The organism is Streptomyces sp. NPDC085937 (genome assembly GCF_044540535.1).
Classification (GTDB): Bacteria; Actinomycetota; Actinomycetes; order Streptomycetales; family Streptomycetaceae; genus Streptomyces.
This window is the reverse complement of sequence record NZ_JBITSH010000003.1, coordinates 364,607-384,181: the sequence shown is the minus strand read 5'-3', so window position 1 is coordinate 384,181 and position 19,575 is coordinate 364,607. Positions and strand designations below refer to the sequence as shown.

Annotated in this window: 18 protein-coding genes; 5 read left to right on the top strand and 13 right to left on the bottom strand. The window is 74.3% G+C overall.

What is annotated here, in order from left to right:
- Nucleotides 1-280: 280 nt before the first annotated feature.
- Nucleotides 281-1,714 carry an aldehyde dehydrogenase family protein gene (locus ACIF8S_RS08800; protein WP_399998189.1) on the top strand — a complete coding sequence of 478 codons (1,434 nt, stop codon included), beginning with the start codon at nt 281-283 and terminating at the stop codon, nt 1,712-1,714.
- Between the two features lie 57 nt (nt 1,715-1,771).
- Here ACIF8S_RS08800 and trxA read toward each other — a convergent pair whose 3' ends face one another.
- Nucleotides 1,772-2,242 (bottom strand): thioredoxin, encoded by a 471-nt coding sequence (gene trxA / locus ACIF8S_RS08795; protein WP_374113053.1) that lies wholly within the window; start codon nt 2,240-2,242, stop codon nt 1,772-1,774.
- 36 nt (nt 2,243-2,278) lie between these two features.
- Here trxA and ACIF8S_RS08790 point away from each other — a divergent pair, with 36 nt between their 5' ends.
- Nucleotides 2,279-3,724 (top strand): dihydrolipoyl dehydrogenase family protein, encoded by a 1,446-nt coding sequence (locus tag ACIF8S_RS08790; protein ID WP_399998188.1) that lies wholly within the window; start codon nt 2,279-2,281, stop codon nt 3,722-3,724.
- A gap of 68 nt (nt 3,725-3,792) precedes the next feature.
- On the opposite strand, the gene ACIF8S_RS08785 is transcribed toward ACIF8S_RS08790, so the two are convergent.
- Both ACIF8S_RS08785 and ACIF8S_RS08780 read right to left on the bottom strand, forming a co-directional pair.
- Nucleotides 3,793-4,437, bottom strand: a complete 645-nt coding sequence (locus ACIF8S_RS08785; protein WP_399998187.1) for a peptide deformylase — start codon at nt 4,435-4,437, stop codon at nt 3,793-3,795.
- 186 nt (nt 4,438-4,623) lie between these two features.
- On the bottom strand, nt 4,624-4,971 hold the full coding sequence (locus tag ACIF8S_RS08780) for a tetratricopeptide repeat protein (protein WP_215211029.1): 348 nt from the start codon (nt 4,969-4,971) through the stop codon (nt 4,624-4,626).
- 132 nt (nt 4,972-5,103) lie between these two features.
- Between ACIF8S_RS08780 and ACIF8S_RS08775 the strand changes: the two genes are divergently transcribed.
- Nucleotides 5,104-6,081: a pyridoxal-phosphate dependent enzyme gene (locus ACIF8S_RS08775; protein ID WP_399998186.1), complete on the top strand. Its 978-nt coding sequence runs from the start codon at nt 5,104-5,106 to the stop codon at nt 6,079-6,081.
- Between the two features lie 117 nt (nt 6,082-6,198).
- Nucleotides 6,199-6,558 carry a cupin domain-containing protein gene (locus ACIF8S_RS08770; RefSeq protein ID WP_399998185.1) on the top strand — a complete coding sequence of 120 codons (360 nt, stop codon included), beginning with the start codon at nt 6,199-6,201 and terminating at the stop codon, nt 6,556-6,558.
- A gap of 351 nt (nt 6,559-6,909) precedes the next feature.
- Here the strand turns inward: ACIF8S_RS08770 and ACIF8S_RS08765 are convergent, their stop codons facing one another.
- Nucleotides 6,910-7,302, bottom strand: coding sequence for a VOC family protein (locus tag ACIF8S_RS08765; RefSeq protein WP_399998183.1), 393 nt, complete (start codon nt 7,300-7,302; stop codon nt 6,910-6,912).
- Between the two features lie 281 nt (nt 7,303-7,583).
- On the opposite strand from ACIF8S_RS08765, the gene ACIF8S_RS08760 reads away from it, so the two are divergent.
- The gene (locus ACIF8S_RS08760; protein WP_399998182.1) at nt 7,584-8,462 is read left to right on the top strand and encodes a GDSL-type esterase/lipase family protein; all 879 of its coding nucleotides are present in this window, start codon (nt 7,584-7,586) and stop codon (nt 8,460-8,462) included.
- 22 nt (nt 8,463-8,484) lie between these two features.
- On the opposite strand, the gene ACIF8S_RS08755 is transcribed toward ACIF8S_RS08760, so the two are convergent.
- The 9 genes from ACIF8S_RS08755 to ACIF8S_RS08715 all read right to left on the bottom strand — a co-directional run bounded on the left by ACIF8S_RS08755 (nt 8,485) and on the right by ACIF8S_RS08715 (nt 19,452).
- A complete protein-coding gene (locus ACIF8S_RS08755; protein WP_399998180.1) occupies nt 8,485-9,852 on the bottom strand; it encodes a VWA domain-containing protein in 1,368 nt (455 codons plus the stop codon).
- Nucleotides 9,849-10,706, bottom strand: a complete 858-nt coding sequence (locus ACIF8S_RS08750; RefSeq protein WP_399998178.1) for an AAA family ATPase — start codon at nt 10,704-10,706, stop codon at nt 9,849-9,851. The genes ACIF8S_RS08755 and ACIF8S_RS08750 overlap by 4 nt, the downstream gene beginning before the upstream one ends.
- A 104-nt stretch (nt 10,707-10,810) precedes the next feature.
- The gene (locus ACIF8S_RS08745) at nt 10,811-12,124 is read right to left on the bottom strand and encodes an FtsX-like permease family protein (RefSeq protein WP_399998177.1); all 1,314 of its coding nucleotides are present in this window, start codon (nt 12,122-12,124) and stop codon (nt 10,811-10,813) included.
- A 3-nt stretch (nt 12,125-12,127) separates the two neighbouring features.
- Nucleotides 12,128-12,919, bottom strand: coding sequence for an ABC transporter ATP-binding protein (locus tag ACIF8S_RS08740; RefSeq protein ID WP_399998175.1), 792 nt, complete (start codon nt 12,917-12,919; stop codon nt 12,128-12,130).
- Nucleotides 12,920-13,036: 117 nt separating this feature from the next.
- On the bottom strand, nt 13,037-13,669 hold the full coding sequence (locus ACIF8S_RS08735) for a lactate utilization protein C (protein ID WP_399998174.1): 633 nt from the start codon (nt 13,667-13,669) through the stop codon (nt 13,037-13,039).
- Nucleotides 13,666-15,144, bottom strand: a complete 1,479-nt coding sequence (locus ACIF8S_RS08730; protein WP_399998173.1) for a LutB/LldF family L-lactate oxidation iron-sulfur protein — start codon at nt 15,142-15,144, stop codon at nt 13,666-13,668. The genes ACIF8S_RS08735 and ACIF8S_RS08730 overlap by 4 nt, the downstream gene beginning before the upstream one ends.
- Complete coding sequence (locus ACIF8S_RS08725) at nt 15,141-15,896, bottom strand: (Fe-S)-binding protein (RefSeq protein ID WP_024883486.1); 756 nt, start codon at nt 15,894-15,896, stop codon at nt 15,141-15,143. Before ACIF8S_RS08725 ends, ACIF8S_RS08730 begins: the two co-directional genes overlap by 4 nt.
- Nucleotides 15,875-17,359, bottom strand: a complete 1,485-nt coding sequence (locus ACIF8S_RS08720; RefSeq protein WP_399998485.1) for a rhamnulokinase family protein — start codon at nt 17,357-17,359, stop codon at nt 15,875-15,877. The genes ACIF8S_RS08725 and ACIF8S_RS08720 overlap by 22 nt, the downstream gene beginning before the upstream one ends.
- A 56-nt stretch (nt 17,360-17,415) precedes the next feature.
- The gene (locus tag ACIF8S_RS08715; protein ID WP_399998171.1) at nt 17,416-19,452 is read right to left on the bottom strand and encodes a bifunctional aldolase/short-chain dehydrogenase; all 2,037 of its coding nucleotides are present in this window, start codon (nt 19,450-19,452) and stop codon (nt 17,416-17,418) included.
- Nucleotides 19,453-19,575: the final 123 nt, after the last annotated feature.

Sequence of the window (19,575 nt, the reverse complement as noted above, 5' to 3'; positions counted from 1 at the left end):
GGGGCTGGTGCATGCCGGGTGCGGGTCGTCGTGGGCTGGTCGCGCAGTTCCCCGCGCCCCTTGGGGGCGCCGCTGTGTGGGCAGTCGTGCCGCTGGGGCGGCGCGGGTGGGCGCGACGGCGCCCCGTGAGCGACGGGTCGCGCGACATCCCCCGGCCCGCTGCCATGCCGCGCACGCCCGCGCGGTGTTGTCCGCCCCGCCTCCGGGGTACGCGGCTGAGGACCGAGCCGGTCCGGGCGCCGCCCACCGCACCGGGCCGGGACACGACGGAGGAGGCGTCATGACCTGGCCCGACCTCACCACCGGATCGTCCCGCCCGCTGAAGGGTCCCGAGCACACCGTCACCGAGCCCGCCACCGGCGAGACCCTCGGCACCGTCACCCTCGCCGCCGCCGAGGACGTCGAGCCCGCCGCTGAGGCCGCGCATGCCGCCCAGGCGGACTGGGCGAGGTCCCCGCACATCCGGCGGGCCGCGGTGCTCCGCAAGGCCGGCGACCTGTTCGACGGCCACGCCGCCCTACGGGAGTGGCTGGTCAGGGAGGCCGGCAGCGTCCCCGGCAAGGCCGACTTCGAGCTGCACGTCGCCGCGCAGGAGTGCTACGAGGCCGCCGCCCTCGCCTCCCGCCCCGCCGGACAGGTACTGCCCACCGAGGAACCCCGCCTGTCCTACACCCGCCGGGTGCCGGTCGGCGTGGTGGGGGTGATCGCCCCGTTCAACGCGCCGCTCATCCTGTCGATCCGCTCCGTGGCCCCGGCCCTCGCCCTCGGCAACGCTGTCGTCCTCAAACCGGACCCGCGTACCGCGGTGTGCGGAGGACTGGCCCTGGCCGCCGTCTTCGCCGAGGCCGGCCTGCCCGACGGGCTGCTGCAGGTCCTGCCCGGCGGAGCCGACACGGGCCAGGCCATGGTCACCGACCCGCACATCCCGGTGATCTCCTTCACCGGCTCCACGGCCGCGGGCCGCGCGGTGGGGGAGGCCGCGGGCCGGCACCTGAAGCGGGCGCACCTGGAACTGGGCGGAAACTCCGCGCTCGTCGTGCTGGAGGACGCCGACCTGGACGCGGTGACCTCCACGGCGGCCTGGGGGTCGTTCTTCCACCAGGGGCAGATCTGCATGACGACGGGACGGCACCTGGTCCACGCGTCGCTGTACGACGCGTACGTCGAGCGGCTGGCCGCCCATGCGGACGCGCTGAGCGTCGGCGACCCGCACCGGGAGCAGGTCCAGCTGGGGCCGCTCATCGACGGGGGCCAGCTCGGCAAGGTGCGTGGTCTGGTCGAGTCGAGCGCCGCGGGCGGCGCCCGGCTGGTGGCCGGGGGCACCCACGAGCGGCTGTTCTACCGGCCCACCGTGCTCGCCGAGGCGGACGACCTCACGCCCGCCTACACGGAGGAGGTCTTCGGACCGGTCGCGCCGGTACGGTCCTTCGTGACCGCCGAGGAAGCGGTCGCCCTGGCCACCGCGACCCCCTACGGGCTGGCCGTCGGCATCGTCACGGCGGACCCGGCGCGGGCCCTGGCGCTGGCGGACCGCATCCCCACGGGCATCGTGCACATCAACGACCAGACCGTGAACGACGAGGCCGTCGCGCCCTTCGGCGGGGTCGCCGCGTCCGGCACCGGCGCCCGCTTCGGCGGCGAGGCCAATCTGGCGGCGTTCACCGAGCTGCGGTGGACCACGGTGCGCGCGGACGTGGCGCGCTACCCCTTCTGACGTCCCGGGACGTGCCGTGCCCCGAGTGCGTCGGGCGCGCGGGCGCCCGGCCTGCGGTCAGGCGCCCGGATTCTCGCCCTGCTGCGCCTGCTGCTCGGCGATCTGCTGGCGGACCTGGTCCATGTCCAGCTTCCGGGCCTGGCCGATGACGTCCGTCAGCGCGGCCTCGGGAAGGGCACCCGGCTGGGCGAACACGGCGACCTGGTCGCGGACGATCATCAGCGTCGGGATCGACTGGATGCCGAAGGCGGCGGCCAGCTCCGGCTGCGCCTCGGTGTCCACCTTGCCGAACACGAGGTCCGGGTTGGCCTCGGCCGCCTTCTCGTACACGGGTGCGAACTGCTTGCAGGGCCCGCACCAGTCCGCCCAGAAGTCGATCAGCACGAACTCGTTGTCGGTGACCGTCTGGTCGAAGTTCTCCTTGGTGAGTTCGACGGTGGTGCTCATGGTCTGGTCCCTCTTCCTGCTGTCGGCTCGGGCGTCGGCACAACACGGCCGACCGGTCACGTATTCCGCGCCCCTACCCATGTGGCCACCCGGCACACCACCCACCAGACTGACGCCATGACGGAAACGCAATCGACGCACACGGAAGCGACCGCCTACGACGTGGTGGTGATCGGCGCCGGGCCGGTGGGCGAGAACGTCGCCGACCGCACCCGCGCCGCCGGGCTCAGCACCGCGGTGGTGGAGAGCGAACTCGTCGGCGGGGAGTGCTCCTACTGGGCGTGCATGCCCAGCAAGGCCCTGCTGCGCCCGGTCCTCGCCCAGGCCGACGCCCGCCGCCTGCCCGGTCTGCGCGCGGCCGTCCAGGGACCCCTGGACACCGCCGCGGTGCTCGCCCGGCGCGACTCCTTCACCTCCGGCTGGAAGGACGACGGCCAGGTCCAGTGGCTGGAGGGCACCGGCGCCGACCTGTACCGCGGGCAGGGACGGCTCAGCGGACCGCGCACCGTCACCGTCACCGGCCCCGACGGCGACCGGACCGTCCTGACCGCCCGGCACGCCGTCGCCGTCTGCACCGGCAGCCGGGCCCGGCTGCCCGGCCTGCCCGGACTGGACGAGGTGCGCCCCTGGACCAGCCGCGAGGCCACCAGCGCGCACTCCGCTCCCGGCCGGCTGGTCGTGGTGGGCGGCGGGGTCGTCGCCACCGAGATGGCCTGCGCCTGGCAGGCGCTCGGTTCCCGCGTCACCGTCCTGGTGCGCGGCGAACGCCTGCTGGGCCGCATGGAGCCCTTCGCAGGCGACCTGGTCGCCGATGCCCTCACCGAGGCCGGCGCGCAGGTCCGCACCGGCACCTCCGTGAAGTCGGTGACCCGGGAGAACGGCACCGTCGTCGTCCTCACCGACACCGGTGACCGCATCGAGGCCGACGAGATCCTGTTCGCGACCGGCCGCGCCCCCCGCACCGACGACCTCGGCCTGGAGACGGTCGGCCTGGAGCCCGGTTCCTGGCTCGACGTGGACGACAGCCTGCGGGTGACCGGCCACGACTGGCTGTACGCCGTCGGCGACGTCAACCACCGTGCCCTGCTCACCCACCAGGGCAAGTACCAGGCCCGCATCGCGGGCGCCGCCATCGTCACCCGGGCCGCGGGGGAGCCGGTGCGGGCCGAGGACTGGGGCGCGCACGCCGCCACCGCCGACCACGCGGCCGTCCCGCAGGTCGTCTTCACCGACCCGGAGGTGGCCTCCGTCGGCCTCACCCTCGCGGAGGCCGAGCGCGCCGGCCATCGGGTGCGGGCCGTGGACGTCGACCTGTCCTCGGTGGCGGGCGCGAGCCTGTACGGCGACGACTACCGGGGCCGGGCCCGCATGGTCGTCGACCTCGAGGACGAGATCCTGCGCGGCCTCACCCTGGTCGGCCCCGGCGTCGGCGAGCTGATCCACGCGGCGACGGTCGCGGTGGCCGCCCGGGTCCCGGTCGACCGACTCTGGCACGCCGTCCCGTCGTACCCCACCATCAGCGAGGTATGGCTGCGCCTGCTGGAGGCGTACAGGGACGCCTGACCGGCGGGGCACGCGGCGCGGAGGGTGCGCGCCGGGGCGGGCGTCCGCGCGTACCGGCCGTGGGCGGGTCAGGGCAGGTCGAAGCCCAGCGCCCGCGCCGCCTCCTCCGCCGTCGGCTGCGCCCAGTTCCGGGCCGCCGCCTCGTTCGAGGACAGCGAGCGCGGCTCGGCCCGGTCCAGGTACAGCGTGCCGTCCAGGTGGTCCGTCTCGTGCTGCACGATGCGGGCGGGCCAGCCGGTGAACACCTCGTCCAGCGCCCGTCCGTGCTCGTCCTGCCCGGTCAGCCGCACCGCTGCGGGCCGGGCCACCACCGCCTGGTAGCCCGGCACGCTCAGACACCCCTCGAAGAAGGCGGCCCGCTCGGCGCCGACCGGCTCGTACGCCGGGTTGACCAGCACCCGGAACGGCTGCGGCACCCGCCCGCGCGCGGCCCGTACCTCCTCGGGCACCGGCGCCGGGTCCTCGATCACCGCGATCCGCAGCGCCACCCCCACCTGCGGCGCGGCCAGTCCGACACCCGGGGCCGTCCGCATGGTGATCCGCAGGGCCTGCACGAACCGCGCCAGCAGCGCGGGGTCCAGCTGGCCGTCGTACGGCTCGGTGCCACGCCGCAGCACCGGATCGCCCGCCGCGACGATGCGCAACGGCCCCTCTCCGTCGAGCAGTTGCTCGACCCGTTCGGCCAACGGCACGCGATCGCCAGGAGTTCCCATCCCGCCAGGATCGCATGCGCCGCCGGCGCGCGCCGCAGCTCACACGCGCTTACCGGGGAGCGCGACGGCGCCCGGACCACGGATCGCCCGCCGCCGCGGCCGCACCGCGGCGACCCCGCGGCCCCCTGAACGCACGGTGCCCGGCCCCCAGAGGGGGACCGGGCGCCGGTGTCGCGGGCCTTCGGCCTACACGTCGTCGAACTCCCCGCCCAGCGCGGCCGCGAGCCGCAGATGCGGCTGCGCCTCGTCGTCCCGCCCCTGCCGCTGCAGGGTGCGGCCCAGCATCAGCCGGGCGTAGTGCTCCACCGGGTCGCGGTCCACGATGACCCGCAACTCGGCCTCCGCGCGGCGCAGCTGGGCCGAGTGGTAGTAGGCGCGGGCGAGCAGCAGACGCGGTCCGGTCTGCTCCGGCACCTCCTCGACCAGGCTGCCCAGGACCCGTGCGGCCGCGGTGTAGTCCTTGGCGTCGAAGAACATCCCGGCGCGCTCCCAGCGCTCGGCGGGCGTTCCGTGGTCGTAGTACGTCGTGTCCACTCGGCACCTCCTTCGCGCCCGACAACCGGACCGGTCACCCCGGTATTCCCCGGCGCGGACCGCCGTGCCCGGGCCCGTCGCCGGACGCCCGGTGCGTAGGCTGAACCCACCGACTTCCTCCGGAGGGACCGCGTGACGACCACCACCCCGCCGATCACCCTGGACGACGTCCGTTCCGCCGCCGCCCGTCTTCGGGGCGTCGCCCACCGCACTCCCGTACTGCGCTCCCGCACCCTGGACGCGCTCGTCGGCGCCGAGGTGCACCTCAAGTGCGAGAACTTCCAGCGGGTCGGCGCCTTCAAGTTCCGCGGCGCCTACAACGCCGTGTCGCGGCTCACCCCCGAGCAGCTGTCCCGGGGTGTGGTCGCCTACTCCTCCGGCAACCACGCCCAGGCCGTCGCCCTCGCCGCCCGGGAACTGGGCACCACCGCCGTCGTCGTCATGCCCGAGGACGCCCCGCCCTCCAAGCGCGCGGCCACCGAGGGGTACGGCGCGACGATCGTCACCTACGACCGGTACACCGGGGACCGCGCGGCCGTCGCCGAGGCCCTCGCCGCCGAACGGGGCCTGGCCCTCGTACCGCCCTACGACCATCCGCACGTCATCGCCGGGCAGGGCACCGCGGCGCTCGAACTCGTCGAGGAGACCGGTGAGCTGGGCGCGCTGGTCGTGCCGGTCGGCGGCGGGGGACTGGTCGCCGGAAGCGCCACCGCGGTCAAGGGCCTGCACCCGGCGACGCGGGTGATCGGCGTCGAACCGGAGGCGGGGGACGACACCAAGCGGTCCCTGGAGGCGGGACGGCGTATCACCGTGCCCGTGCCGCGCACCATCGCCGACGGCCAGGCCGTCCCCGCCCCGGGCGAACTGACCTTCGCGGTCAACCGCCGCCTGCTGGACGGTGTCGTGCTGGTGGACGACGAGGCGATCAAGGACGCGATGCGGTTCGCCTTCACCCGGCTGAAGATCGTCCTCGAACCGAGCGGGGCCACCCCGCTCGCCGCGCTGCTCACCGGGCGCGCGGGCCCGCTTGCGCCCCGCGTCGGACTCATCCTGTCCGGCGGCAACGTGGACGCCCAACGCTTCGCCCGGCTCTGCGGCCCCGCCGGCTGAGCGCGCCCGCGCGGGCCCCGTCACCCGGATGGCGCCCCCGAGTGGACGGGCGGACGATGAAGGGGTAGGAGCCGGCCCTCGTCCCGCCGGGCCGGTGACGGAAGGGAGAGCAGGGTCATGCTCGAGGTGAAGACGCTGGACAAGGCCGACGAGCGGCGTGACTTCCCGAGGGGCCACCTCGAAGCCGTCCACCTCACGGGGCTGGACTTCGCGGTCGCCACGTTCGAGCCGGGATGGCGCTGGTCCGAGTCGGTCGGCCCGATCGCCGGCACGGAGACCTGCGGGATCCACCACAACGGCTACGTGCTCCAGGGCCGCCTGCACATCCGCATGGACGACGGCGCCGAGGGCGAGGTCGGCCCCGGCGACGTCTTCGTCTGCCCGCCGGGCCACGACGCGTGGGTGGTCGGCGACGAACAGGTCGTGGTGTACGACTTCGCGGGCGCCATGGCGAAGGACTACGCGAAGGCGGACTAGCGGGGGCGTTGCCGCCGGACCGACGTGAGCCGCCGGGTGCGAACCCCGTGATCTGCGCTTATGCCGCGGCGGTGTCGAGGAGTCTCCGCGCCAGTTCGCGCGGCGCACGGAACCTGGGCCAGTGGCCGGTGTCCATCTCCACCAGTCGCCGGTGACCGCCGGCCACCGGCGCTGCCACGTCCTCGTCCGGCTCCGGATCACCGAGCGTGCACAAGATGTACGTCGGTTCGACACCGCATCCGGGTGCCGCCCTGACCGAACCCGCCGTGTTGGGGACGCCGCTCGGCGACCTCCCCGCGAACCGCTCCCAGATCTTCTCCGGTCCACGTGCCGGGCCCGTCCCTCGCGACGTCAGTCGAGGTAGTGCGCGCGGCCCTCGTCGTCCAGTTCGAAGGGGCCCTCCGGGATCACGCAGAACTCGTTGCCCTCGGGATCCGCCATCACCAGGAAGCCGCCGTCCTCGTAGCCTCCCAGGCGGCGCCCGCCGAGCGCCTCGATCCGGCGGTGCTCGGCGGCCGGATCGGGTGCGGCGACGTCGAAGTGCATCCGGTTCTTGCCTGCCTTGGGGGCGTCGGTGCGCTGGAAACCGAGTCCCAGGTCGTTGACCCGGCGCAGCCAGACGTAGGGGCCGGTGCGGCCCACGACCGGCCGGCCGAGCACCTCCGACCAGAACGCGGCGAGCCGCTCGGGATCCGCCGCGTCGACGATGAGGGCGTTGATCCGGGCTGAGGAGAAGTTGGCCATGCCCCGATCCTCCCGCGGCAGGGCGCGCAGGCGGTCTTGGCGCGGCCCGCGGACGCGGCTAGGGTCCGTTTACAACGTTGTGTAACGGTCATGGATGCTCCTGGAGGATGCCGATGCCGGGTTCGCGCACGACCAACCGCTTACGGGTCCGGACCTGGGCGCGAGCCGTGTGCGCCCTGGCGGCGGCATGGGCCGCGGTCGTCGCCGCACCGGCCCCGTCCGCCTCCGCGGGGCCGCACGCCGCTGCCGCCCAGGCCGGAGCCGAAGTAGGAACGGACTATGTGGCACTGGGGAGTTCCTTCGCCGCCGGACCCGGTATCCCGCCCCTCCAGACGAGCGACGGTGCCTCCGACTGCTCCCGGTCCGCCAACAATTACCCCAGCATCGTCGCTCGTTCCATCGGCGCCGACCTGACGGACGTCTCGTGCAGCGGCGCGACCACCGCGCACGTGCTGCGGGACCAGCAGGGCGCCCGCCCGCCGCAGATCCGGGCCGTGACCCCGGACACCCGCCTGGTCACGATCACGATCGGCGGCAACGACGTCAACTACCTCGGCAGCATCAACGCCTACTCCTGCCAGGCGAGCGGCGGCACCACCTGCCCTACGGTGAACCGCGACGCCATCGAGCGGACCTTCCCCGAACTGCCCGGCCGCATCGCGGACATCGTGCACGCGGTTCACGCCGTCGCCCCTCAGGCCCGCGTCCACCTCGTCACCTACTTCACCCTGCTGCCGGACTCCGGCACCTGCGCCGACGCCCCGCTGACAGACGAACAGGCCGCGTACGAACGGAGCATCGCCGCGCGCCTCGCGGCCGCCACCGCCGACGCGGCCGCCGCGACGGGGGCCACCCTGGTGGACCTGGCCGGGGCGAGCCGCGGCCACGACGCGTGCTCCGCGACCCCGTGGGTGGAGTCCTACCGCCCGGCCGCGGGACGCTCCACCTACCACCCCAACGAGGCGGGGATGAGGGCGGCGGCCGCGCTGGCGCTGTCCGCCCTGGCGTCCGACGGCCTGACCCGTACGGCCACCTTCCGCTCGGCCGTCCCCGGCAGGTGCGTCGACGTCCGCGCCTCCGACGCCGCCGACGGCACCCCCGTACGGCTGTGGACCTGCAACGCCACCGACGCCCAACGCTGGACCTCGACACCGGCCTGACCCGGCGCCGGGTGCGCGCCCCTCACACCGGCAGCAACCGCCCCACCAGCATGTCCAGTTGCCGTACGTTCCTGCACTCCCGCATGTCCACCAGTTCCGCGTACGCCGGGGCGGCGGAGTCACCGGTGCCCCACAGGGCGCGTTGTTCGGGGTTGAGCCAGTGCACGCGGCGGGCGCGGCGGGTCAGGTCGCGGACGGCCGGCAGGTTCGGGTCGGCCATGTTGGTGCGGGCGTCCCCGAGCACGAACACCGTGGTGCGCGAGCCCACCGCGTCGCCGTACCGCTCGGTGAACTCGCCCAGGGCGGCGCCGTAGTCGCTGCTGCCGTGCCAGGCGGTGAGCTCGGCCTCCGCGCGGATGCGGGCGCCCAGGCCCTCCGGGTCGGCCGCGCCGTGCACCAGGAGGCCGGTCACCTCGTCGACCCGGTTGACGAAGGCGAACACCCGCACCTTGGAGAACTGGTCGTGCAGCGCCTGCACCAGCAGCATCGTGAAGTCGGAGAACCCGGCCACCGAGCCCGACACGTCGCACAGCAGCACCAGTTCGGGCCGGGCGGGGCGGCGCCGGCGCAGCACCGGACGTACGGGCACCCCGCCCGTCGACAGCGAGCCGCGCAGCGTCCGGCGCAGGTCGATGGTGCCACGGGCGGCCCTGCGGCGCCGTGCGGCCATCCGCGTCGCCAGCTTGCGGGCCAGTGGCCGCACCGTGCGGCGCAGCTCGGCCGGCCGGTCCTTGCCCGCGAACAGGAAGTCGACCCGGTCGGCGGTCGGGGCGACCGCGCGGCGGGCGACCTCGTCGCGGCCCCGGCGTTCCGCGACCCGGCGCCGCGCCTCCGCGGTGACCAGCCGGCGGAACTCCTCGATGCGGCGCCGGATCTCGTCCTCCAGCAGCCGGTCGGCGAAGCCCTCTGGCCCGGCCCGTCCGCGCACCTCGTCGCGCACCCGGGCCAGCAGTGTCTGCGGGCGCAGCCGGTCCAGCGCCTGGTACGACGACCAGCCGTCCGGACCGGGTGAACTGCCGTACCCGCCGAAGCCGTCGACCGCCTCCACCGCGATCCGGGCCAGCGCCGCGGTGTCGTCGGCGGCGAGCGCCTCGGTCAGCCGGTCGCGCAGCGCGTCGCGGCCGAGGCCGCCGCCGGTCTCCGGCAGGCCCACCCCGCGCGGGAAGTACAGGTCGAAGACCGCGTCGAACACCGGGCGCGTGTCGGCTCCGTGCAGCAGGGTCGCCGCCAGGCCCTCGCGCAGCAGGTCCCGGTCGTCGAGGCCGAGCGCCTCCACCGCGCGCGCCGCGTCCGCGGTCTCCCCGGTGCCGATCCGCAGGCCGTGCGCGCGCAGCGCGTCGACCAGTCCGGTCAGCCTGGTGACCAGGTCCGTGTCCGCGGCGGTGCTCACAGCGCGTCCAGGTCGAGCTTGGCCGCCGCCTTCCGGATGTCGTCCTGGTGCTTCAGGACCACGCCCAGGCTGTCCCGTACGACCGTCTCGTCGAGGGTGCTCGCGCCGAGCGCCAGCAGGGTGCGGGCCCAGTCGACGGTCTCGGCGACCGACGGTGCCTTGCGCAGGTCCATCGCGCGCAGCGCCCCCACCACCCGCACCACGGACTCGGCCAGCGCCGCGTCGATGTCCGGCACCTTCAGCCGGACGATCCGCCGCTCCAGCTCGGCGTCGGGGAACCCGATGTGCAGGAACAGGCAGCGCCGGCGCAGCGCCTCGGACAGCTCGCGGGTGGCGTTGGAGGTGAGGACGGTGAACGGCCGCCGGGTCGCGGTGACGGTGCCCAGCTCGGGGACCGTCACCTGGAAGTCGCCGAGCACCTCCAGCAGCAGCCCCTCGATCTCGACGTCCGCCTTGTCGGTCTCGTCGATCAGCAGCACCTTCGGGTCGTCGCCGCGGATCGCGGTGAGCAGCGGACGGGGGAGGAGGAACTCCTCACCGAAGATGTCCGTGCGTGCCTCGTCCCACGTCTCGCCCCTCCCCGCGCTGATCCGCAGCAGCTGCTTGGCGTGGTTCCACTCGTACAGCGCGCGTGACTCGTCCACGCCCTCGTAGCACTGGAGCCGGACCAGCCGGGCGTCGCAGGCGCGGGAGACAGCCTTGGCCAGCTCGGTCTTGCCCACCCCGGCGGGGCCCTCCACCAGCAGCGGCTTGCCGAGCCGGGCGGCGAGGAAGACGGTGGTGGCGACCGCCGGGGAAGCGAGGTAGCCGGTCTCGGCGAGACGTGCGGAGACGTCGTCGACGGAAGTGAACAACTGCGGCCTCCGGCTGGGCGCGGGAACGGCGGTGTCCGGGCACCCCGAGGATGCCCGGACACCTATCTAAGCGCTTGCTCACCACCCTGTCACGCGGTCGCTCGTCACGCGGTCGCGCCCACCGCCCGTACCGCCGGGGTGCGCAGCACGCGCCGCGCCGTGGACAGCAGCGTGCCCAGCGTCGCCGCCGCACCGGCCGCGGCGACGGCGAGCCACACGCCCGTCAGCTGCCCCGGCAGCACCGCGTCGGTGCGGACCACGGTGAACGGCACGATCCCGGCCAGTGCCGCGAGCGTCCCGAACAGCAGCCCGACGGCCGTCAGCACCAGCCCTTCGGCGCCCACCACGCCCAGCACCTGGCCGGGCGTCGCCCCGGCGAGACGCTGCTGACCGAGCTCCCGGCTCCGGTACGTGGTCGCCGCGTACAGCGAGTTGACCAGCATGACGCAGACGAACACGACGATGACGCCGACCACCGTGTAGTTGAGGGTCTCCAGGTTCTTGGCGTCGACGGACTTCACCAGGCCCGAGGCCGCCACCTCGTCGCTCTCCACCGCCTGCATGGTCAGCGTGGCCGTGGACACCGCCGTGAACAGGATCAACGCCATCAGGGTCCCGGCCAGCTCGTCGGCCCGCTGCCGCAGGTTCCGCACCGCCAGCCATCCGCTCGCCCCGCCCGGCGCCAGCCGGCCGAGCACGCCCGTCAGCAGCCGCGGCGCCATCAGCGCGCACCCCACCGACAGCAGGATCGCCCCGTACGCGGGCGGCGCCATCAGCATCTCGTCCGTCGCGGAGAAGGCGAACGTGGAGCACGCCGCGGCCCCGCCGGCCACCAGCGCCGCGTACGCGAAGAACGGCCGCCGCCCCGTGCCCCGCGGGCGCCGCCCCCGCGTGACCCGGCGCAGCGCCAGCAGCGCCGCACCCGCCGAGGCCACCAGGGTGATGCCTACGCCGGACGCCAGCGCGACGGCACCGAAGGAATGCTCCACGGACCCTGCGACCTGCCCGGTGTCCTGGAACACCTCCAGCAGCAGCCGCCCGCCCAGCACCGCCGGGAGCGTCGCCGCCGCCGCGCCCACCAGGGCCACGGCCACCGCCTCGCCCACCACCATGCCCCTGAGCTGCCCGGGCGTCGCCCCCGAGCAGCGCAGCAGCTCCAGCTCGGCCGCCCGCTGCCGCACGTTCACCGTCAGCGCCGAGGCGACGGCGAAGAACACCAGCAGCGTGCCGTACCCGCCGACCACACCGGCCGCCGTGCGCAGCGTCTCCGAGCTCACCGGGTCCACGCCCGGCTGCCCGGCGGTGTCGTGCATCGAGTTGAACGTCATGACGATCGCCGCGCCCAGGAACGCGGACAGCAGCGTCGCGAGGAACCGTCCGGGCCGCTGCCGGACCGACCGCAGAGCCAGTAGGAGCATCGCTCACACCCCCACGGACGTCTCGTCGCCGAGGTGCGCCAGCCGCTCGGCCACCGCGTCCGCCGTCGGCGCGTCCATCCGCCCGGCCAGCCTCCCGTCCGCGAGGAACAGCACACTGTCCGCCCAGGAGGCCGCGACCGGGTCGTGCGTCACCATCACCACGGTCCGCCCGTGCGCCCGCACCGCCTGCCGCAGCAGCTCCAGCACCTCCCGCGCGCTGCGCGTGTCCAGCGCGCCGGTCGGCTCGTCGGCGAAGATCACCCGTGGCTCGGTGACCAGGGCCCGCGCGATCGCCACCCGCTGCCGCTGACCGCCCGACAGCTGGCCGGGGCGGTGCCCGAGCCGGTCGCCCAGCCCCACGGCGGTGAGCATCTCCGTGGCCCGCCGCCGGTCCACCCGCCGGCCGGCCAGCTTCAGCGGCAGCACGGTGTTCTGCGCGACGGTCAGCGTCTCCAGCAGGTTGTACTGCTGGAACACGAACCCCACCCGCCCGCGCCGGAACTTCGTCAGCTCCGTCTCGCCGGCACCCGTCAGCTCGGTCCCGTCGACCCGTACGATCCCGCTGTCCGGCCGCTCCAGACCCGCCGCGCACTGCAGCAGCGTCGACTTGCCCGAGCCGGACGGCCCCATCACCGCCGTGAACGTGCCCCGCGCGAGGCCCAGCGTCACCCCGTCGAGGGCGGTCACAGCGCTGCCGTCCGCGCCGTACGACTTGGTGACCTTCACCAGGCGCAGCGCCTCGGCGGCGGGTTCCGTGCCGGGCGTGTGCCGTGCCCTGTCGCGCACCATCGTCATCTCCTCCGTCCGGCACGCCCTGTGCCCTGGTCACGACGCTACGGAGGAGGAGAGCGGACCACACGGGGCGCAGGGCCCGTCCCGGGGGTGTACGCAGCGACACCCCCGGGAGGGGGGTCATCGGACCAGGACGACCTCCAGGGTGCGCGGCCCGTGCACGCCCTCGACCCGGTCGAGTTCGATGTCGCTGGTCGCCGACGGGCCGGAGATCCAGGTCAACGGGCGGGTGGGATCGAGGCGTTCCAAGGCCCGCGGGACGGACGCGACCACCTGGTCCGGGACGCGGACCACGCAGATGTGGTGGTCGGGGACGAGGCTGATCCGGCGCCGGCCCTGGTCGGGGGAGCCGTCCAGCACGAGGGTGCCGGTCTCGGCGACCGCCACCGCGCAGGCGGTGACGACGCTGTCGACCCGGTCCAGTTCGTGCGGGGTGCTCGTCCCCTCGTCCGGCACCCGGGTCACCTCGGCCGCAGAGAGCCACCCCTCGTCCAGTCCGGGCGGCACGAGCACGGTCGCGGCGCCCCGCGCCGCCAGCAGCCCGGCGACGACCCCGGCCAGCGCGCCGGCTTCCGTGCGGTGCACGACCGCCCGGTAGTCCGCCAGGTTCTCCGCCAGCAGGTCCACCGTCTCCTCGGCGGTCCGCTCCCCGTGCTCGCGCAGGTAGTCACGCTCGACCGGCGTGTCCTCGTCCGGAGGTACGTCCGCCAGCGCGCGCCGCACCCGGCCCAGGATCCGCTCCCTGCTGTTCACGAGCCACCGCCCTTCCCGCCGTGCGTCCGCTGCCACCAGTCCCGGAACGGCTCCGCCGGCACGGGCGGCAGGTCCCGGGTGCCGCTCCACGCCCGGCCGGGCCCCGGCAGGGTGCGCGGATGCAGCCGCCGTGTGTGCGAGGCGAGCCGCTGCCCGGTGCGCAGCACGCCGGGGCGGGTGAACGCCCAGCGGGCGGCGCGCATCGCCGCCCGCTCGGCGGCGTGCCCCTTCGCCGGCCGCAGCCGCACCTTGTTGCCCTCACGGACGGCCTCGCCGCCCTCCACCACCCGCTCCCGCAGATGCACCAGCACCTCGGGGATGTCGATGGCGACCGGGCACACCTCGTAGCAGGCCCCGCACAGCGACGAGGCGTACGGCAGGGACGCGTCGATCTCGCTGCCCGTTCCCCGCAGCTGAGGGCTGAGGATGGCGCCGATCGGGCCGGGGTACACCGACCCGTAGGCGTGGCCGCCGGCCCGCTCGTACACCGGGCAGACGTTCAGGCAGGCCGAACAGCGGATGCAGCGCAGCGCCTGCCGGCCGACCTCGTCGGCGAGGGTGTCGGTGCGGCCGTTGTCCAGCAGGACGAGGTGGAAGGTGCGCGGACCGTCCCCGTCCGTCGTACCGGTCCACATGGAGGTGTACGGGTTCATCCGCTCGGCCGTGGAGGAGCGGGGGAGGGTCTGCAGGAACACCTCCAGGTCCTGCCAGGTCGGCACGACCTTCTCGATGCCCACCACCGAGATCAGCGTCTCCGGCAGGGTCAGGCACATCCGCCCGTTGCCCTCCGACTCCACCACCACCAGCGTGCCGGTCTCGGCGACCATGAAGTTCGCGCCGGAGATGCCGACCTTGGCCCGCAGGAACTTCTCCCGCAGATGCAGCCGCGCCGCCTCCGCGAGGTCGGCGGGCGTGTCGGTGAGCCCCTCGGGCGCGGGTCGCCCCCACTCGCCCATCTCCCGCGTGAAGATCTCCCGGATCTCCCCGCGGTTGCGGTGGATCGCCGGGACCAGGATGTGCGACGGCCGGTCCTTGCCCAACTGCACGATCAGCTCGGCGAGATCGGTCTCGTATGCGTGGATGCCCCGCGCCTCCAGCGCCTCGTTGAGGGCGATCTCCTGGGTGGCCATCGACTTGACCTTGATCACCTCCGTCTCGCCCGTGGCCTTCACCAGCTCCGCGACGATCCGGTTCGCCTCGTCGGCGTCTGCGGCCCAGTGGACGGTGCCGCCCGCCGCCGTCACCGACTCCTCCAACTGCACCAGGTAGCGGTCGAGATGACGCAGCGTGCGGTCCTTGATCCGCTTCCCCGCCTGGCGCAGCCGCTCCCAGTCGTCCAGCTCCGCGACCGCCCGCGCCCGCTTGGCGCGGATGGTGTGCGTGGCGTGCCGCAGATTGCCCCGCAGGGTGCTGTCCCGCACGGCCTCCCGGGCCGCCGTGGGGAAAGCGGGCATACCGACGAACGTTCCGCTCATACGGCCGGCTCCTCCTCCGTGCTCGCCAGGATCTCCGCGATGTGCACCGGCCGCATGCCGGTGCGCAGCCGCGTCATCGTGCCGCCGATGTGCATCAGGCAGGAGTTGTCCGCCGCGCACAGCACCTCGGCGCCCGTCGACTCGGCGTTGCGCACCTTGTCGGCGCCCATCGCCGCCGACACGTCGGCGTTCTTCAGCGCGAACGTGCCGCCGAACCCGCAGCACTCGTCCGCGCCCGGCAGCTCCACCAGCTCAAGACCCTTCACCGCCCGCAGCAGCCGCAGCGGCCGCTCGCCCAGCCCCAGCGAGCGCAGCCCGTGACAGGTCGGGTGGTACGTCACCCGGTGCGGGTAGTACGCCCCGACGTCCGTCACCCCCAGCACGTCCACCAGGAACTCGGTCAGCTCGTACGTCTTCGGCACCACCGGCGCGAGCACCGTCGCGAGACCGTCCCCGCGCCCCTCGGACCGGGCCCGCTCACCCATCCGCGGGTACAGCTCCCGCACCATCGCCCCGCAGGACCCGGACGGCGTCACGATCGCCTCGTAGTCACGGAAGACGTCGGCGAAGCGGCGGGCCATCGGCTCCGTCTCGTGCCGGTACCCGGTGTTGTAGTGGGCCTGGCCGCAACAGGTCTGCGCCATGGGGAAGTCGACGTCGACACCGAGCCGGGTCAGGAGCTTCACCACGGCCCGTCCGGTGTCCGGATAGAGCGTGTCGTTGACGCAGGTCAGGAACAGAGCGACGCGCATCGCGGCTCCTCGTCCGGTCGGTCGTCGGGTGGCATGCAGGGTAGTGCGGGGCCGGCGGCCCGGGGGAGACCCGGTCGGTCCCGGGCGAGCCGGGCGCGGGCGGCGGCCCACGGCCGGGTGCCGCCGCGCGGCTCGTACCGGATCAGCGGCTGAGTGGCGGCCAGCAGCCGCCGCATGCCGGGGAGGTCGCCGACCCGTCCCTGGGCGCGGGCCTGCACGAGGACGTTGCCGAGCGCCGCCGCCTCCGTCGGCCCGGCCACCACCGGCAGCCCGCAGGCGTCTGCGGTCAGCTGGCACAGCAGGGCGTTGCGGGTGCCGCCGCCCACCACGTGCACCACGTCCACCGTCCGTCCGGCCAGGCGCTGGGCGTCCTCGACGGCGGTGCGGTGGGCGAGGGCGAGGGAGTCGAGGATGCAGCGCACGGTCGCGGCGGGGGAGTCCGGCACCGGCTGGCCCGTGGCGCGGCACGCCTCGGCGATCCGCTCCGGCATCCGCCCCGGCGCGAGGAACGCGGAGTCCCCGGCGTCCACCACCGACCGCAGCGCCGGCACCTCCGCCGCCCGGCGCAGCAGCGGGCCCGGGTCCGGTTCGCTCCAGGCGCGCAGGCACTCCTGGAGCAGCCACAAGCCCATGATGTTGCGCAGGTAGCGGACGGTGCCGTCGAGACCCAGCTCGTTGGTGAAGTTGGCGGCCCGGCTCTCCTCGGTCAGCACCGGCGCGTCCAGCTCCAGCCCGGCCAGTGACCAGGTGCCGGTGCAGATGTACGCGAACCGCTCGCCGTCCGCGGGCACGGCGGCCACCGCGGAAGCGGTGTCGTGCGAGGCGACCGCCGTCACCGGCACCGGCCCGGCAAGGCCGGTCTCCTCCAGCACCTCGGGCCGCAGCACCCCCGCCGGGTCGCCCGGCAGACGCAGCGGCGCGAACAGCCCCAGGTCGATGCCCAGCCGCTCGGCGATCCCGTGCGCCCAGGTACGGGTGCGCGGGTCGACCAGCTGCGTCGTGGAGGCGTTGGTCAGCTCGGTGCCCTGCTCCCCGGTCAGCCAATACGTCAGCAGGTCGGGCATCAGCAGCAGCCGCTCGGCCGCCGCGAACTGCCGTGTACCGCGCGCCGCGACGAGCTGGTACAGCGTGTTGAACGGCGCGTACTGCAGCCCGGTCGCCGCGTACAGCTCCGGGGCCGGCACGGTCGCCCACACCTGCTCGGCGACCGCGTCCGTCCGGCCGTCGCGGTAGTGCACCGGGTTGCCGAGCAGCGCCCCGTCCGCGTCGAGCAGCCCGTGGTCGACGGCCCAGCTGTCGATGCCGACCGTATCGACGGACCCGGCCGCCCGCAGCCCGTCCAGCACTCCGGCGTACAGCCCCAGCACGTCCCAGCGCAGCCCCTCCGGCACCCGCACCGGACGGTTCGGGAACCGGTGCGCCTCCGTCAGCTCCAGGCTGCCGGGGCCCACCCGGCCGACCATGACGCGTCCGCTGGACGCACCGAGGTCGACCGCCGCGTACACCCCCACCCCGCCGCTCACCGCAGGAAGGCGGCGGCGACGCCGGCGTCGACCGGGACGTGCAGCCCGGTGGTGTGGGTGAGGTCGCCGCCGACCAGCGCGAACACGGCGTTCGCCACGTGCTCCGGCAGCACCTCGCGCTTCAGCAGCGTCCGCTGCGCGTAGAACTCGCCCAGCTTCTCCTCCGGCACCCCGTACACGGCCGCCCGCCGGGCACCCCACCCGCCCGCGAAGATCCCCGAACCACGCACCACGCCGTCGGGGTTGACGCCGTTGACCCGGATGCCGTGCTCGCCCAGCTCCGCCGCCAGCAGCCGCACTTGGTGCGCCTGGTCGGCCTTGGCCGCCGAGTACGCGATGTTGTTCGGGCCGGCGAACACCGCGTTCTTGCTGGTGATGTACACGATGTCCCCGCCCAGCCGCTGGGCGGTCATCACCCGCGCCGCCTCCCGCGACACCAGGAACGAACCACGGGCCATGACGGCGTGCTGAAGGTCCCAGTCCTTCGCGGTCGTCTCCAGCAGGGGCTTGGAGATCGAGATCCCGGCGTTGTTCACCACCAGGTCCACCCCGCCGAAAGCGAGCACCGCCTCTTTGAACGCGGCGGCGATCTGCTCCTCTTCGGTCACGTCCACGGTCACCGCGACGGCCGTGTCCGGCCTGCCCAGCTCCTGCGCGACCAGGGCCGCGTTCTCCCCGTTCAGATCGGCCACGACGACACACGCTCCCTCGGCGGCCAGCCGCCGCGCGATGGCCTTCCCGATCCCGCTGCCGGCCCCGGTCACCAGCGCCACCCGGGTCGCCAGCGGCTTCGGCGGTGGCATCCGGCGCAGCTTGGCCTCCTCAAGCGCCCAGTACTCGATGCGGAACTTTTCCGACTCCTCGATCGGCGCGTACCTGGACACCGCCTCGGCCCCGCGCATCACGTTGATCGCGTTGAGGTAGAACTCCCCGGCCACCCGGGCCGTCTGCTTGTCCGTGCCGAAGCTGAACATGCCGACGCCCGGCACCAGCACGATCGCCGGGTCGGCGCCGCGCATCGCGGGGGAGTCCGGCTCCGCGTGCCGCTCGTAGTAGGCGGCGTACTCCCGCCGGTAGTCCGCGTGCAGTTCCTCCAGCCGCGTCACCGCCTCGTCGAGCGGCGCGGACGGCGGCAGATCCAGGACCAGCGGACGCACCTTGGTCCGCAGGAAGTGGTCAGGGCATGACGTCCCCAGCGCGGCCAGCCGCGGATGCTCCGTCCGTGCCAGGAAGTCCAGCACGGGGTCGGAGTCGTCGAAGTGCCCCACCCGCGGCCGGTCCTGCGAGGCGATCGCCCGCACGTACGCCGCGAGAGCCGCCGCCCGCTCCCGCCGCTCGTGCTGCGGCAGCGCCTCGTACCCCTCGACCACCGGACCGAACGGCTCGGGCCGGCCGCGCTCGGCGAGGAACCACTCGGCGGTGCGGATGATGTGCAGCGAGTTCCGCTCGCACTCCTCGGAGGTGTCACCCCACGCGGTGATCCCGTGCCCGCCCAGCACACACCCGACGGCCTGCGGATGCGCGGCCTTGACGGCGGCGATGTCCAGCCCCAGCCGGAACCCGGGCCGCCGCCACGGCACCCACACCACGGTGTCGCCGAAGCACTCGGCGGTCAGCTTCTCCCCGTCGGCCGCACAGGCCAGCGCGATGCCCGAGTCCGGGTGCAGATGATCGACGTGGGCGGCGTCCACCAGCCCGTGCATCGCGGTGTCGATGGAGGGCGCGGCACCCCCCTTGCCGTGCAGGCAGTAGTCGAACGCGGCCACCATCTCGTCCTCGCGCTCCACGCCGGGATACACGTCGGCGAGCGCCCGCAGCCGGTCCAGCCGCAACACGGCGAGCCCGCCCTCGGTCAGCGTCCCGAGATCACCCCCGGACCCCTTGACCCACATCAGCTCCACCTCACCCCCGGTGACGGGATCGACCTCCCGCCCCTTGGCGGAGGCGTTCCCCCCGGCGTAGTTGGTGTTCCGGGGGTCGGCCCCGAGCCGATGCGACCGGGCGAGCAGAGCGTCAACTTCACGGTCAACCATGACAACCAGTCCTTGAGAAGAGGGGTGAGCGGAACACGCCTCCAGGGGCGCGCGGAACTGAAGGAGGGTGAGCGAAACGCGCCCATAGGGGCGCGGGGAACTGCGCGACCAGCCCCCACGAAC